Annotated in this window: 12 protein-coding genes; 4 read left to right on the forward strand and 8 right to left on the reverse strand. The window is 73.5% G+C overall.

Going from position 1 to position 13,834, the window contains the following annotated elements; all coding sequences use genetic code 11:
* The first annotated feature begins 189 nt into the window (after positions 1 to 189).
* A complete protein-coding gene (locus ACK586_RS16670; RefSeq protein ID WP_409331617.1) occupies positions 190 to 2,922 on the forward strand; it encodes a cation-translocating P-type ATPase in 2,733 nt (910 codons plus the stop codon).
* 77 nt (positions 2,923 to 2,999) lie between these two features.
* Here ACK586_RS16670 and ACK586_RS16675 read toward each other — a convergent pair whose 3' ends face one another.
* The gene (locus ACK586_RS16675; protein WP_409331618.1) at positions 3,000 to 3,338 is read right to left on the reverse strand and encodes a helix-turn-helix transcriptional regulator; all 339 of its coding nucleotides are present in this window, start codon (positions 3,336 to 3,338) and stop codon (positions 3,000 to 3,002) included.
* A gap of 208 nt (positions 3,339 to 3,546) precedes the next feature.
* Here ACK586_RS16675 and ACK586_RS16680 point away from each other — a divergent pair, with 208 nt between their 5' ends.
* The gene (locus ACK586_RS16680; protein WP_409331619.1) at positions 3,547 to 3,951 is read left to right on the forward strand and encodes a hypothetical protein; all 405 of its coding nucleotides are present in this window, start codon (positions 3,547 to 3,549) and stop codon (positions 3,949 to 3,951) included.
* A complete protein-coding gene (locus tag ACK586_RS16685; RefSeq protein WP_409331620.1) occupies positions 3,948 to 5,030 on the forward strand; it encodes a baeRF3 domain-containing protein in 1,083 nt (360 codons plus the stop codon). Before ACK586_RS16680 ends, ACK586_RS16685 begins: the two co-directional genes overlap by 4 nt.
* Before the next feature lie 62 nt (positions 5,031 to 5,092).
* Here ACK586_RS16685 and ACK586_RS16690 read toward each other — a convergent pair whose 3' ends face one another.
* From ACK586_RS16690 to ACK586_RS16720, 7 genes are all read right to left on the reverse strand, one after another.
* Positions 5,093 to 5,491: a cation:proton antiporter gene (locus ACK586_RS16690; RefSeq protein WP_409331621.1), complete on the reverse strand. Its 399-nt coding sequence runs from the start codon at positions 5,489 to 5,491 to the stop codon at positions 5,093 to 5,095.
* Positions 5,488 to 5,757, reverse strand: a complete 270-nt coding sequence (locus tag ACK586_RS16695; protein WP_409331622.1) for an MrpF/PhaF family protein — start codon at positions 5,755 to 5,757, stop codon at positions 5,488 to 5,490. Before ACK586_RS16695 ends, ACK586_RS16690 begins: the two co-directional genes overlap by 4 nt.
* Before the next feature lie 5 nt (positions 5,758 to 5,762).
* The gene (locus tag ACK586_RS16700; RefSeq protein WP_409331623.1) at positions 5,763 to 6,164 is read right to left on the reverse strand and encodes a Na+/H+ antiporter subunit E; all 402 of its coding nucleotides are present in this window, start codon (positions 6,162 to 6,164) and stop codon (positions 5,763 to 5,765) included.
* Entirely contained in the window at positions 6,161 to 7,696 is a 1,536-nt protein-coding gene (locus ACK586_RS16705) for a proton-conducting transporter transmembrane domain-containing protein (protein ID WP_409331624.1), read from the reverse strand. The genes ACK586_RS16700 and ACK586_RS16705 overlap by 4 nt, the downstream gene beginning before the upstream one ends.
* Positions 7,693 to 8,034, reverse strand: coding sequence for a sodium:proton antiporter (locus tag ACK586_RS16710; RefSeq protein WP_409331625.1), 342 nt, complete (start codon positions 8,032 to 8,034; stop codon positions 7,693 to 7,695). Before ACK586_RS16710 ends, ACK586_RS16705 begins: the two co-directional genes overlap by 4 nt.
* The gene (mbhE, locus tag ACK586_RS16715; protein ID WP_409331626.1) at positions 8,031 to 10,862 is read right to left on the reverse strand and encodes a hydrogen gas-evolving membrane-bound hydrogenase subunit E; all 2,832 of its coding nucleotides are present in this window, start codon (positions 10,860 to 10,862) and stop codon (positions 8,031 to 8,033) included. Before mbhE ends, ACK586_RS16710 begins: the two co-directional genes overlap by 4 nt.
* A gap of 201 nt (positions 10,863 to 11,063) precedes the next feature.
* Entirely contained in the window at positions 11,064 to 12,134 is a 1,071-nt protein-coding gene (locus ACK586_RS16720; RefSeq protein ID WP_409331627.1) for a TerC family protein, read from the reverse strand.
* A 402-nt stretch (positions 12,135 to 12,536) separates the two neighbouring features.
* Between ACK586_RS16720 and ACK586_RS16725 the strand changes: the two genes are divergently transcribed.
* Positions 12,537 to 13,745 (forward strand): UPF0182 family protein, encoded by a 1,209-nt coding sequence (locus tag ACK586_RS16725; protein ID WP_409331629.1) that lies wholly within the window; start codon positions 12,537 to 12,539, stop codon positions 13,743 to 13,745.
* Positions 13,746 to 13,834 lie beyond the last annotated feature (89 nt).

Below are 13,834 nucleotides of genomic sequence, written 5' to 3' on the forward strand. Positions count from 1 at the left end.
GCACCCGCACACGCGCACCTGGGCGCCCCGCGGCATGTCCGGCCGGGCCACGCGGGTGCGAGCCGGCGTCCCGCTCCCGGCGCCGCCCCTTCCCCCGCCGCCCGTCCCGGTCGGCGACCTCGTCACGGTCCCCGTGCCGGCTCCCCGCGACCCCCACCCCCTCTCCGCCGACCTGCCTGAGGTACATCGATGACGCGATCCGCCCCGTCCGCCCCCACCCCGCTCGAGGACGCCTCACCCCTCGACGCCCCCTACCTGCGCCCGGCCACAGCGGTGGCCGACGCCCTGGGGGTCGACCCGCGGCGCGGCCTGACCGAGGAGGAGATCTCCCGCCGACGGGCGGAGTCCGGCGAGAACGTGCTGGCCGAGCAGGCGCGGCGACCGGCCGTGCTGCGCTTCCTCGACCAGTTCCGCAGCCTGCTCATCCTCATCCTGCTCGGCGCCGCACTCCTCGCCGGGCTCGTCGGCGACCTGAAGGACACGATCGTCATCCTGGTCGTGCTGCTCATCAACGCGACGATCGGCTTCGTCCAGGAGAACAAGGCCGAGCGCAGTCTCGAAGCCCTGCGCGAGATGCTGACGCCGACCGCCCGCGTGCGCCGCGCCGCGGGGACGCGCGTGCTCGACGCCGCCGAACTCGTCCCCGGCGACGTGGTGCTGCTCGAAGCCGGCGACCGGGTGCCCGCCGACGGCCGGCTGCTGGTCGCCGAGTCGGTGGAGGTGGACGAGTCCGCGCTGACCGGTGAGTCGCAGCCGGTCGCCAAGTCCACCGCCCCGGTCGGGGCGGCCCCGGGTGACAAGGTGCCACTCGGCGACCGGGTGGGCATGGCCTACATGAACACCACCCTCACCCGGGGCCGGGCCGAGCTGGTGCTCACCGCCACCGGCATGCGCACCGAGGTCGGCGAGATCGCCGAGATGCTCCGCAGCGGCGAGGACCCGAAGACCCCCCTGCAGATCCAGCTCGACTCGGTCGGCAAGCGGATCGCCCTGATCGGTGGCGTCGCGATCGCCGTCTACGCCGTCATCGCCTTCGCCCGGGGCGAGTCCCTGGGGGAGCTGGCGCTCTCCGCGGTCGCCCTGGCGGTGGCGACGGTGCCCGAGGGCCTGCCGGCCGTGCTGGCGCTCACCCTGGCCCTGGGGGTGGCCCGGATGGCGCGGCGCGGCGCGATCGTCAAGCGGCTGGCCTCGGTGGAGACCTTGGGCTCGGCCACCGTCGTCTGCAGCGACAAGACCGGCACGTTGACCCTCAACCAGATGACCGCCCGCGCACTGGTGCTGGCCGGCCGCCGCGTCCGCATCGACGGCGAGGGCTACGCGCCGCACGGTCGCATCCTCGACGAGGGAACCGGCGAGCCGGCCGACGACGTCGACCGGCTCCTGGAGCCGCTGGTGCTCTGCAGCGACGCAGTGCTCACACCGGACCGCGAGCAGCGGGCCGGCATCATCGGCGACCCCACCGAGGGCGCGCTCGTGGTCGCGGCGGCCAAGGCCGGGATCGAGGCGACGGCGCTGCGCTCCGCCCACCCCCGGGTGGGCGAGCTGCCCTTCGACAGCACCCGCAAGTTCATGGCGACCGCCCACCGCGAGGACGGGCAGGTCCGCGTGCACGTCAAGGGCGCCCCGGACGTGCTGCTCGAGCGCAGCGCCGCCGTGCTGACCGCCGACGGCGTGCAGCCGCTCGACGACGCCGGCCGCGACCGCCTGGCCGCCGAGGTGTCGGAACTGGCCTCCCGGGGCCTGCGCGTGCTGGCCGCGGCCACCACGCTGGTCGACGATCTGCCCGCGGACGCAGAGCAGCTCGCCGACCGGTTGACGGGGCTCACGCTGCTCGGGCTCGTCGGGATCGCCGATCCACCCCGGCCCCAGGCGAAGGACGCCATCGCCCTGGCCGCCCGCGCCGGGGTCGCGGTCAAGATGATCACCGGCGATCACCGGGACACCGCGGCCGCGATCGCTCGGGAGCTCGGCATCCGCGGCGAGGTGGTCACCGGCGCGGACCTGGACCGGATGAGCGCCGAGGAGCTGTCCGAGCGGGTCGAGAGAATCGGCGTCTTCGCCCGGGTGGCCCCCGAGCACAAGGTGGCCATCGTGCAGGCGCTCACCGCCCGAGGGCACGTCGCAGCCATGACCGGCGACGGCGTGAACGACGCCGCGGCCCTGCGCTCGGCGCACATGGGCGTCGCCATGGGGATCACCGGCACGGAGGTCACCAAGGAAGCCGGGGACATGATCCTCACCGACGACGACTTCGCCACGATCGTCGCGTCGGTGCGCGAGGGCCGGTCGATCTACGACAACGTGGTGAAGTTCGTCCGCTTCCAGCTGTCGACCAACATCGGCGCGATCCTGTCGTTCCTCGGCGCCTCGGTCGCCGGGCTCGCCGCGCCGCTGACGGCGATCCAGGTGCTGTGGGTCAACATCATCATGGACGGCCCGCCGGCGATGGCCCTGGGCGTCGACCCCGCGCGCCCCGGTCTGATGGACGAGCCGCCGCGCAAGCCCAGCGAGCGCATCCTGAACCGCACCCGGCTGCTGCGCATGTTCCGAGCCGGCGTGGTCATGGCGGCCGGGACCCTGTCGGTGCTCGCCCTGGCCGACGGGACGTTCGGTGCCGCGGTGGCCGCCACCATGGCGTTCACGACGTTCGTGCTCTTCCAGTTCTTCAACGCGCTCAACGCGCGGGCCGAGCGGGAGACGGTGTTCACCCGGCACCTGTTCACCAACCGGTGGCTGTGGATCTCGTTCGCGGCGGTGGTCGTGCTGCAGATCGCGGCGGTGCAGTTGTCGTTCCTGAACCCGATCTTCGACACCACCCCGCTGTCGGCCGGCCAGTGGCTGACCTGCGCCGCGGTCGCGTCCACGGTTCTCGTCGTCGAGGAGTCGATCAAGCTCGTCCGGCGGACGGTCGCCCGCCGCTGACCCGCCGGCCGCCGAGCGTCGCCGGCCGGCTTCCCTGCCGCGGCGCCCGGGCCCAGCGCCCGGGCGCCGCGGCAGGGCTACGCCCGCAGGGCCGGAGATCCGGTGACGCCCGCCCGGGGCGGCCGCCCAGCGGCCTTCGTCACGAGGGCGAGGAAATCCCCGACGCGCACGTGGTCCTCCAGCGGGTGGCGGAAGTGCCCCTGGCTCACCACCGTGTAGTGGTTGCGCCGCCCGACCCGCTCGCGGACCACGTACCCCGCTTCCTCGAGGTCGGCGACGATCATCTGCACCGCACGCTCGGTGATGCCGACCCAGGCCGCGACGTCGCGCATCCGGACCTCGGGGTCGAGGGCCAGGCTGACCAGCACGTGACCGTGGTTGGACAGGAAGGTCCAGCCGGGTGAGGACGCAGTCATGCGAAGCACACTACGCGCGACCCGCGGCGGGTACCTGTCAACTACCCCTTGCTGATGAACCCTGACGTACGTATTCTGTTTCGCACGAGGGGAGTACCCGCTGCACCCCGCAGCGCCGTCGCCCGACAGTCCCGGCCGCCAGCGGCCCGGGTGGCGGCCGCTCCGCGCAGGAGCGGGAGAGACCTCGTCCGAGCGCCGGAGCCCGTCCGTGACCCTGACCCTCGATCAGCACGTCGTCCCCGAGCCCGAGACCGTTCCACCGCAGCTCGACCGTCCCGACCGGGTCCTCGCGATCATCATCGACCCGGAGGACGTCGACCTCGTCCTGCCGGTCGCGCTCGCCGCGGCCGTCGAGGACCTGCTCGAACTGCACGTCGCCGTCCTGGGCCCCCGATCACCGCGCGGCGAGGACGGCGACCGGGTGGACCGCTGGTGCGGCGAGCTCGTCCGCTGGGTGCGCGCGGTCACCGCCGACGCGGGGGTGGACGCGCCGGTCAGCGTCCACCTGCTGCACGAGCTGCGCGCGAGCCGACGCCCGCACGTGCTGGCGCGCGTCGTGCACTGGCTCGCCCGCCGCTCGGACGCCCAGCCGCTGGGCAGGTGGGCCGCGTGACCGCCAGCACGTCGCGGTCGCGGTCCGCCCGCCTCGCCGGGCCCTCGCCCGACACCGTCCTGCTGCTCCAGGCCGTGCGCAGCTATCCCTCCGTGTCCCTGCTGGCGAGCACCACTCCTGGCGAGCGGATGACGGCTGAGGACGCCCGCCGGCTGCGGCAGCTCGCCGAGGAGGCCGCGGCGCGGCTGCGGGCCGACGGGGCGCCGGAGACGGCCACCGTCCTCGACCAGCTCGACAAGACCGTCGCGCGCGCCGCGGCGGGTCCGGCGGGCCGAGCCGTCGGGGTGTTCGTGAATGCCGGCATGCAGAAGGTGCTGCTGCTGCCCGTCCCGGTGGTCGACCGGGCGGTCGTCGACCCCACGTTCGCCACCCGGGACCTGGTCCGCGGCCTGCACCGCACCCCCCGGCACGTCGTACTGCTGCTGGCCGAACGGGAGGCGCGGCTGTTCGACGGCCTCGGTGACCGGTTGGCGCCTCCGGACCGGTCCGGTTTCCCGATCGTGGCCGCGGCCGGAGAGGGCCGGCCGGGCCCCCGCCCCCAGGCCTTCCTGCGCGAGGTGGACAAGGCGCTGGGCACCTACCGCCGGCTGCACCCGTCCCCTCTCGTGCTGGTGGGTGCCGAGCGCACCGTGGCGGAGTTCCGGAAGATCTCCCGGAACACCGACCGCCTGGCCGGCACGGTCACCGGCAACTTCACCTCCGCTCCCCTGGCCCGCCTGGCGCCGCGCATCCGTCAGGTCATGGACGAGTACCTGCGGTCGCGGCAGGACGAGGCGCTCGACCTCGTCGAGCGTCGCCGCACGAGGGACAAGGTGGTCGAGGGGCTGCCGGCGGCCTGGCTGGCCGCCCGCTGGGAACGGCCCGAGATGCTGGCCGTGGAGGAGGGATTCGTCGCCCCCGCGCGCCTCAGCGACGACGGCGACTACGTGACCCCCGCCGAGGACACCGACCACCCCGACGTGGTGGACGACGCGGTCGACGAGCTCATCGAGACCGTGATCCTGCGCGGCGGCTGGGTCGCCTTCGTCGACGACGGGCGCCTGGCCGACCACGGCCGCGTGGTGCTCACGCTCCGCTGAGGCCGTCGCGCAACCACCGGCAGGAGGCCGGGACCGGACGGTCACCCGTCCGGTCCCGGCCGCTACGACTCCCGCTGTTCCGACTCCTGCTGCTCCGGCGTCCGCTGCTCCGGCGTCCCGGCCCGGTCGCCGTCCTCGACGGGCACGACCGGGTCGACCCGCGTGGTGGGGTGCAAGGGCGCTCTCGTGCGCCAGGCGGCCTCGCCGATGGCGAATCCGGCCAGCGGCACGGTGAACAGCTGCAGCGCGGCGGCCACGACCACGGTGCCGACGGACACCGGGTCGGGGACGAGGACGGCGACGGCGAGCAACACGCACACCACACCCAGGCCGGCCGCCTTGGCCACCGCGTTGGCCCGGTTGTAGGCGTCGGGCAGCCGGACGAGGCCGGCCGCGGCGAGACCCACCAGCGCCACGCCCGTGACCAGGAGCGCGCCCCCCAGGACGGCCTGCGCCGTCACGACGACCGCCTGCCGGCGACGAGGCGGGCGAGGGCGACGGTGGTCAGGAAGCCCACCAGTGTCGCGACCAGGACCAGGTCCAGCAGCACCGGCTCGCCCAGGCGCAGGGCCAGGACCGCGCAGGCGGCGATGAAGGCCGCGAAGCCGAGATCGACCGCCAGCGCCCGGTCGGCGTCGGTCGGCCCGACCGCCACGCGCACCATGGCCACCACCAGCGCGAGGCAGAGCACGACGAGCGCGACGTCGAGCAGCGGGTCGGGGAGCACGGTCCTCACCTCCGGTCGGCCTGGTCATCGCGCACGCGGCGTTCGCGACGGTTCGAGCGCATCGCGCCGAGCATCCGGTCCTCCAGCTCGCCGAGATCGGCGCGGAACGCCTCGAGGTCGGGCACGTGCATGCCGTGCACGGTGAGCCGGCGGAGGTCGGCGTCCATGGCCAGGGCCATCGTGCCGGGCGTCAACGTGACCAGCCCGGCGAAGGCCGCCATCTCCGTCGGGGTCCGGCTGCCCAGCCCGATCACGACCACCGCCGGAGCGAGCCGCGAGCGCGGGACGAGGATGCAGCGGGCGACCTCGACGTTGGCGCGCAGGAACAGCACGAGGTACCAGCCGCAGAAGACGACCACGCGCGCCGCCATGGATCGGCGGCCCGGGCCGGGCCGGGCGCTGGTCACGGCCGGCTCACGGCCGTCACGTAGGCCGACGTGTCCACCAGCCCGCGGGCGGCGGCCTCGGCGGCGGCCAGCAGCGGCTCGGCCCAGATGCCGAGCACGATCGCGAGGCCGCCGGTCACCAGTGCAGGCAGCACGAGGGCCAGGCGCACGCGGCTCGCGGCCGGTGCCGCCACGGCGCCTCCGCCACCGCCGGCTCGAGCAGGCGCACCGGCACCGGGCGAGCGCATCGGTTCCGCGGCGGGGTCGGTGAAGACGGCGTTCCAGACCTTGAGCATCGAGGTCAGGGTCAGCAGGCTCACCACGACCACGGCGGCTGCCGCGGCGTACTGCGCGGCGGTCAGCGCGGCGTCGACGAGCAGCAGCTTCCCGACGAAACCCGACAACGGCGGGACGCCGACCAGCGCGAGGGCGGACACGCCGAACGCGACCGCCAGCGCCGGCTCCCGCCCGGCGAGCCCGCCCAGCCGGGACAGCTCCCCTGTGCCGTAGGTGACCTCCACCGCGCCCGAGCACATCAGCAGGGCCGCCTTGACCAGCACGTACTGCACCAGGAAGAAGACGGCGGCAGCGAGGCCCGCCGTGGTGAACAGCGCCAGGCCGACGAGCATGTAGCCGATCTGGCTGACCATGTGGAAGGTCAGCACCCACCGCATCGACCGCTCCCCCACGGCCCCCAGCACGCCGACCAGCATGGTCAGGACGCCGGCCGCCATGATCACCCACAGCCAGCGCCGGTCACCGTCGAACAGCACCGCGTAGACGCGGAAGAGGGCGTACACGCCGACCTTGGTCAGCAGACCGGAGAAGATCACGACCACCGCGGGGCCGGCCACGGCGTACGAGCTCGGCAGCCAGCTGTGCAGCGGGACCACGGCGGCCTTGACCGCGAGCGCGACCAGCACCACCGCCGCGGCGACGGCGACGGGTGGCTCCGCCGCGGCGCCGGCGAGGACGCCGAGGTTCACCGTGCCGGCCGCGCCGTACAGCAGGCCCACCCCGCCCAGGAACAGCGTCGAGGCCAGCAGGTTGACCGCGAGGTAGCGGCGCCCGGCGGCCATCCGCCCGGACCCGCCGGCCGACACGAGCAGCACGTAGCTGGGCACCAGCATGAGCTCGATGAAGACGAACAGGTTGAACAGGTCGGCGGTGAGCAGCGCGCCGTACACCCCGGTCGAGAGCACCAGTGCCAGCGACACGAACCGCCCGTCGTCCTCGCCGGTGGCCGCGGCGTAGACCAGACCGGCCAGGACGAGCGCCGCGGTGACGGTGAGCAGAAGGGCACCGAACGCGTCGGCGACCAGGGTGATGGCGATGCCCGGTGGCCAGCCGCCGATCCGCAGGGTGGGGATCTCACCGGCGACCGCTGCCAGGAGCAGGACGACCGCGGCGCACAGCACCAGCCCGCTGGTCCCCCAGCCCACCGCCCGCACGAGCGCGGGCGCAGCTGCCCGCCGTCGCCCCCCGACGAGCACGAGCAGGCCGGCGCCGGCCAGCGGGGCGACGACGGGGACGGCGAGCAGCACGTGGTTCACGGCGCACCCGCCGTGTGCCCGCCGTCACCGGGCGCGTCCGGGCGCTCGTCCTCGCCGTCGCCGGCCCGCACCAGAGCCAGCAGGTACACGGTCACGCCGAAGGTGATGACGATCGCGGTGAGCACGAAGGCCTGCGGCAAGGGGTCGGCCATGTCTGCTGTCTGGCCGCCGTCGACGAAGGGTGCCCCTCGACGGTCGGTCCCGCCCGAGGAGAGCAGGAGCACGTTCACGGCGTGGCCGAGCAGCACGAAGCCGAAGACCATCCGCAGCAGCCCGCGCTGCAGCACGAACCAGACGCCGGCGGCCACCAGCAGTCCGACCACGACCGCCGCGCTCACCGGGCCACGTCCCCACCGGTCGACGCCAGGTCCGAGCCGGAGCGGGCGCTCGCTCCGAGGCCGACGGTCGGCACGCGCCCGGCGGGCCGCCCGGTGACCGGCGCTGCGGGCTGGTCCGGAGGACCGCCGAGCCGATCCAGGGTCGCGACCAGCAGACCGAGCACCATCAGCAGCACGCCGGTGTCGAACAGCAGCGCCGAACCGACTCCCAGAGCACCGAGGACGGGCAGCTCGAACGGCGCGAGGAAGGCCTCCCCGAGCGCGGCGGCGAGCACCCCGGTGCCCACGGCGAGCAGCAGGCCGGATCCGACGAGCACCTCGGGCCGCAACCGTCGGGGCGTGCGCCCGTGGGAGAGCTGGTGCAGCGCCGCGCCGGCGCCGGCGACCAGGGCGGCGATGAAACCGCCGCCGGGCTCGTCGTGACCGCGCCACAGCAGGTAGCCGGCCAGCAGGACGACGCCGGGGACGACGACGCGGCCGCTCACCCGGAGCATCAACTCGGTCCCCCCGTCCGGACCTGCCTCGGCCGCGCGGCCCGGCTGCGCCGCTGCCCGGTCGCGCCCTGCTCCGAAAAGCAGGAGCAACCCCACCGCCACGACACCCAGGACCACCGCCTCGGCGAGGGTGTCCATCGCCCGGAAGTCGACGAGGATCGTGTTCACCACGTTGGTGCCTCCCGTCGCCGGTTCGGCGGTGTCCAGGAAGAAGTCGCCGGCGGACGAGCGCTCCCGTCGCCCGGTGAGGGACACGACCGCTCCCCCGGCTGCCAGGCCGCTGAGGACGGCGAGCAGCGCGGTGGGGACGAGGCGGCGGCGGTCGACGGCCGGCAGCCGCCGGGGCCGGCCGCGGAGGACGAGGACGACGACGACCGCCGTGAGCACCTCGACCAGCAGCAGGGTCAGTGCGACATCGGGTGCGCCCGCCAGCAAGAACCACACCGCCACGAGCAGCCCGAGCGAGCCCAGCAGCGCGACGGCCGCCAGGGCCGAGCGGGTGAGCACGGCGCCCGCGACGGCGAGGGCGACCAGCGCCACGACCGGCCAGTCGAGCGCGGCATCGGTGGCGGCCCGTGCGGGCAGTCCGTCGATGGCGACGACCCCGACCGCGCCGACAGCGACGAGGGCGACGACCGGGCGAGCCAGGTGCCCGGCCGCGCCCTCGGCCCGGTCCGGCCGGCCGACCACGCGGCCGAACGCGAGCACGGAGTCGTGGGCGCGATCGAAGGCCGCGCCGCCGTCGGGCAGCGGGACGCGCGCGAGGAGCCGGTCGACCTGGCGCCGCCGCAGGAAGAGCAGCAGCCCCGTGCTGACCGCGATCGCCGACATCACGATCTCGGCGCTGAATCCGTGCCAGAACTGGAAAGCGCGCACCGGCTCGCCGGGCACGACGTCGGCCCCCGCCCGGACGACGATGGGGCTCAGCAGACCGATCCCCGGGCCGAGGGCCAGTCCGACCAGGGCCGGCACCACGGCGGGCGCGAGGAATGCCCGCGAGGGCTCGTACAGGTCCGGCTGCCGGGTCGCACCCCCGAAGGCGCCGAAGAAGATCCGCAGGCCGTAGGCGGTGGTCAGCGCCGACGCGGCGACGCCGAGCGCTCCGGTCACGAGGCCCACGCCGGGAACGGGTCCGGCCTGGAAGAGGCCCTGGAACAGGTACTCCTTGCTCACGAAGCCCAGCAACGGTGGGATCCCCGCCATCGACAGGCCGGCCAGTCCGGTGACCGCGGCGGTCACCGGCATCACCCGGCGCAGCCCGGACAGCTGGCGGATGTCGCGGCTGCCGGTCTCCTTGTCGATGATGCCGACGAGCATGAACAGCGTCGCCTTGAACAGGGCGTGCGCGGCGGTGTGCAGCATGGCGGCGGCCAGCGCGGTGGACGTGCCCACCCCGATCGCCGCGACCAGGAACCCGAGCTGGCTGACCGTCGAGTGGGCGAGGATCGCTTTCAGGTCGTGCTGGCGCAGCGCCATGAAGGCGCCGACGACGGCCGAGGCCAGGCCGACCGAGATGAGCAGGGCCGACCAGACGGGCACGCCCGAGAGCACCGGCGAGAAGCGCATGAGCAGGTAGACGCCGGCCTTGACCATGGTCGCGGCGTGCAGGTAGGCGCTCACCGGCGTCATGGCGACCATCGCGCCGGGCAGCCAGAAGTGCAGTGGCACCTGGGCGGACTTGGTGAAGGCCGCGAACGCGACGAGCAGGGCGATGGGCAGCGCGAGTGGCGAGCTGAGCACCCGGTCGGGATCGGCCAGGATCGTCGCCAGGTCCGCCGTTCCGGTGACCACCGTGAGCAGGACGACCGCGACCAGGAGGGCCAGACCACCGCCTGCCGTGACGAGCAGGGCCCGGCGGGCGGGCCGGCTGGCCCGCCCGCCGGTGAGGCCGACGAGGAGGAACGAGCAGAAGGTGGTCAGTTCCCAGAAGACGAAGAGCAGGACGACATCGGCAGCCAGGACCAGGCCCAGCATCGCGGCGGCGAAGAGCGTCAGGAGGCCGTAGACGGCGCCATGCTCGCGCGTCGGGCTCAGGTAGCGCGGGCAGTACGCCATGATCAGCGCGCCCACGCCGAGCACGATCACGCTGAACAGCAGGGCGAGCCCGTCGAGGCGCAGTGCGAAGGAGACGTCCAGCGACGGCAGCCAGGCGGCGGAGAACTCGACGGTCCCGCCGTCGAGCACCCGTGGCACCATCGAGCCGAGCAGCGCGGCCACGGCGGCGAAGCCGGCGGCGAGCACGTAGCCCGTGTCCCGTCCGAGGCGCCGCCGTGCCAGCAGCGGCGCCGACGCCGCCAGGACGACCATCGCCGCCAGGGCCAGAGCGAGGATCACGGTGGCTCACGGGTCCGGCCGGGGGCAGGCACGCCGACGAGGAGCATTCCCTCCCTCCTCCCCACACCTGTGTGATTCATTTCCCGAATCATCCTGCATATGTGTGGTCGGCGCCAGGTCCGGCTGCCCTCACCCGTGGCGGGCGGCGCCTGCGCCGGCCGCACGCCGCGGGTGACCAGGGGCGGGCGGGGGTGCGGGCGGTCAGCTCCGCGCGTCCTCCCGCTCGTCGAGCGCGACCTCCCCGGCCCGGCGCCCGGCCTCCCGCCCGCCGCGGCGCCACAACGGCTCGAGCGCGGCGAGCTCGTCGTCGGTCGCGGTGCGGAACGGCGGGGCCGTCGGGGACTGGATCGCCCGCCGCCCCTGGCCGCGGGTGGCCCGCAGGCTCAGCGCGACGGAGACGCCCAGGATCGTGGCGATCACGGCGAGGGAGACCGGGGTCGGGATGTAGAACAGGTCGACCTTGAGCAGCATCTTGACGCCCACCCAGACCAGCACCAGGGCCAACCCGGTCTTCAGGTACACGAAGCGGTGGATCAGGTCGGCCAGCAGGAAGTACATCGCCCGCAGCCCCAGGATGGCGAAGGCGTTGGCGGTGAACACGAGGAACGGCTCGTCGGTGACCGCGAAGATCGCCGGGATCGAGTCGACGGCGAAGATCACGTCGGTGACCTCCACCAGCACCAGCACCAGCAGCAGCGGGGTGGCCAGCAGGACCCCGCCGCGGCGGATCACGAAGCGCTGCCCGTGGTAGGCGTCGGTCATCGGCACGTACCGGCGGAACAGCCGCACCGCCCGTGACTTCCCCGGGTCCAGGTGCTCGTCGCGCTGGCGGATCATCCGGAAGCCGGTCCACAGCAGGAACGCGGCGAACAGGTACAGCACCCAGCCGAAGCTCGCGATGAGCACCGACCCACCGGCGATGAAGATGCCGCGGAACACCAGGGCGCCCAGCACGCCGAGGAACAGCACCCGGTGCTGGTACTCCCGGGGGACGGCGAAGTAGGTGAAGATGATCGCCCAGACGAAGACGTTGTCCACGGCCAGCGACTTCTCGATCAGGTAGCCGGCGAAGTACTGCTGCCCGAGATCGGCGCCGTACGCCGACCACACCCAGGCCCCGAAGCCCACGCCGAGCACCACCCACACCAGCGACCAGGCGGCCGCCTCCCGCACGGCGATGACGTGCGCGCGGCGGTGCGCGAACAGATCGAGGGCCAGCATGCCGACGATGCCGCCCAGCACCGCAAGCCACAGCCACAACGGGACGTCCACGAACACTCCTCCGGTCGACGAACACCAACCGGAGGTCTCTCCCGGCACCCGGCTCCGGGCACCCGCCCGGCCGAGCGCCGCAGTGGCGCCGTAGTGACGACAGGGCGTCGGGGGATACTCCCCTCCGCAGGAAAGAGTGAAGCATGGTTCGCTAGTTCGCGCCACTGCGGACCGCAGCACGACCGGCCGCTCTCCTTGTCGCCCGTCTCTGTTTGCACGTAATCTGTTTCGTATGATTGCTGTCTGGGCAGCTCCCCCGCCGCCGCGGACCGACGTGGTGGGTGGAGCCAGGCATCTCGCGCCGAACCGTCACCGGGCACTCCGGACGGTCGACCCGGACCTGCGAGCCACACGGACGCTGCCCCCGCCGGGCACGGTCGACGGGAGGACCTGCTCGTGGCCATGAGAGCCCCCGTGCCCGTGCCGACGCTGTCGCGGCGCGCGAAGCTGGTCCTCGGCGCCGTCGGCGTCCTGCTGGTGCTGTTCACCGCCATCGGCACGCTGACCAACGTCTACGTCGACTACCTGTGGTTCGACGAGACCGGCTACACCGAGGTCTTCTGGACCGAGCTGCAGACCCGGGCGCTGCTGTTCGCCGTCGCCGGTGTGGCCACCGGCGGACTGGTCGCCCTGGCGGTCTACCTGGCCTACCGCTTCCGCCCGGCCTTCCGGCCGATGTCGCTGGAGCAGCAGAACCTCGAGCGCTACCGCCAGTCCCTGGAGCCGCGCCGCGGCCTGGTGCTGGTCGCGGTCGCCGTGGTGCTGGGCCTGTTCGCCGGCTTCACCGCGCAGAGCAGCTGGGAGACCTGGCTGCAGTTCCGCAACAGCACGCCGTTCGGCGAGGTCGACCCGCAGTTCGGCATCGACATCTCCTTCTTCGTGTTCGAGTACCCCTTCTACCGGCTGCTGCTGGGCTTCGGCTTCGCGATCGCGCTGCTGGCCCTGATCGGCTCGCTGCTCACCCACTACGTCTTCGGCGGGCTGCGGCTGCAGACACCGGGGCAGAAGCTCACCGCCGCGGCGCGCGTGCAGATCTCGGTGCTGCTGGGCCTGTTCGTCGCGCTCAAGGCCGTGGCCTACTGGCTGGACCGCTACGGGCTGGTCTACTCCGACCGCGGCGAGGTGTTCACCGGCGCCAGCTACACCGACGTCAACGCGCTGCTGGTGCCCAAGACGATCCTGGTGTTCGTCGCGGCGGTCTGCGCGGTGGCCTTCTTCGCCAACATCGTCGTCCGCAACTTCCTGCTCCCGGCCGCGGCACTGGTGCTGCTGCTGGTGGCCAGCCTGGTCATCGGCGTGGCCTACCCCGCGATCATCCAGCAGTTCGTCGTCCGCCCCAGCGCCGACCAGCGGGAGGCGGACTACATCGAGCGGGCGATCGAGATGACCCGGCAGGCCTACGGGCTGTCGGAGGTCGAGTACGTCGACTACGCACAGCAGGCCACCGGCGACGACGTCGACCCCCAAGCGGCGCTCGCGGAACTGCGGAACGACACCGAGACCATCCCCAACGCCCGGCTGCTGGACCCCAACGTGCTGTCGGACACGTTCACCGCGCGCCAGCAGATCCGCAACGTCTACGGCTTCCCCGAGAAGCTCGACGGGACCTGACCCCGATCAGTGGACACGCTGAACCCAGGCTGAGCCTGGAGGAAGCGAGATGATCGGCTCGTGGTGCGGAAGGTGTACTCGGAGGAGTT

Source organism: Trujillonella humicola (genome assembly GCF_046233715.1).
In the GTDB taxonomy this organism is placed as follows: Bacteria; Actinomycetota; Actinomycetes; order Mycobacteriales; family Geodermatophilaceae; genus Trujillonella; species Trujillonella humicola.

What these genes read in the sequence shown, in the direction of transcription:
- ACK586_RS16670 (WP_409331617.1), top strand. Translation starts at nt 190, where the DNA reads ATGACGCGATCCGCCCCGTCCGCCCCCACCCCGCTCGAGGACGCCTCA.
- ACK586_RS16725 (WP_409331629.1), top strand. Translation starts at nt 12,537, where the DNA reads ATGAGAGCCCCCGTGCCCGTGCCGACGCTGTCGCGGCGCGCGAAGCTG.
- ACK586_RS16675 (WP_409331618.1), bottom strand. Translation starts at nt 3,338, where the DNA reads ATGACTGCGTCCTCACCCGGCTGGACCTTCCTGTCCAACCACGGTCAC.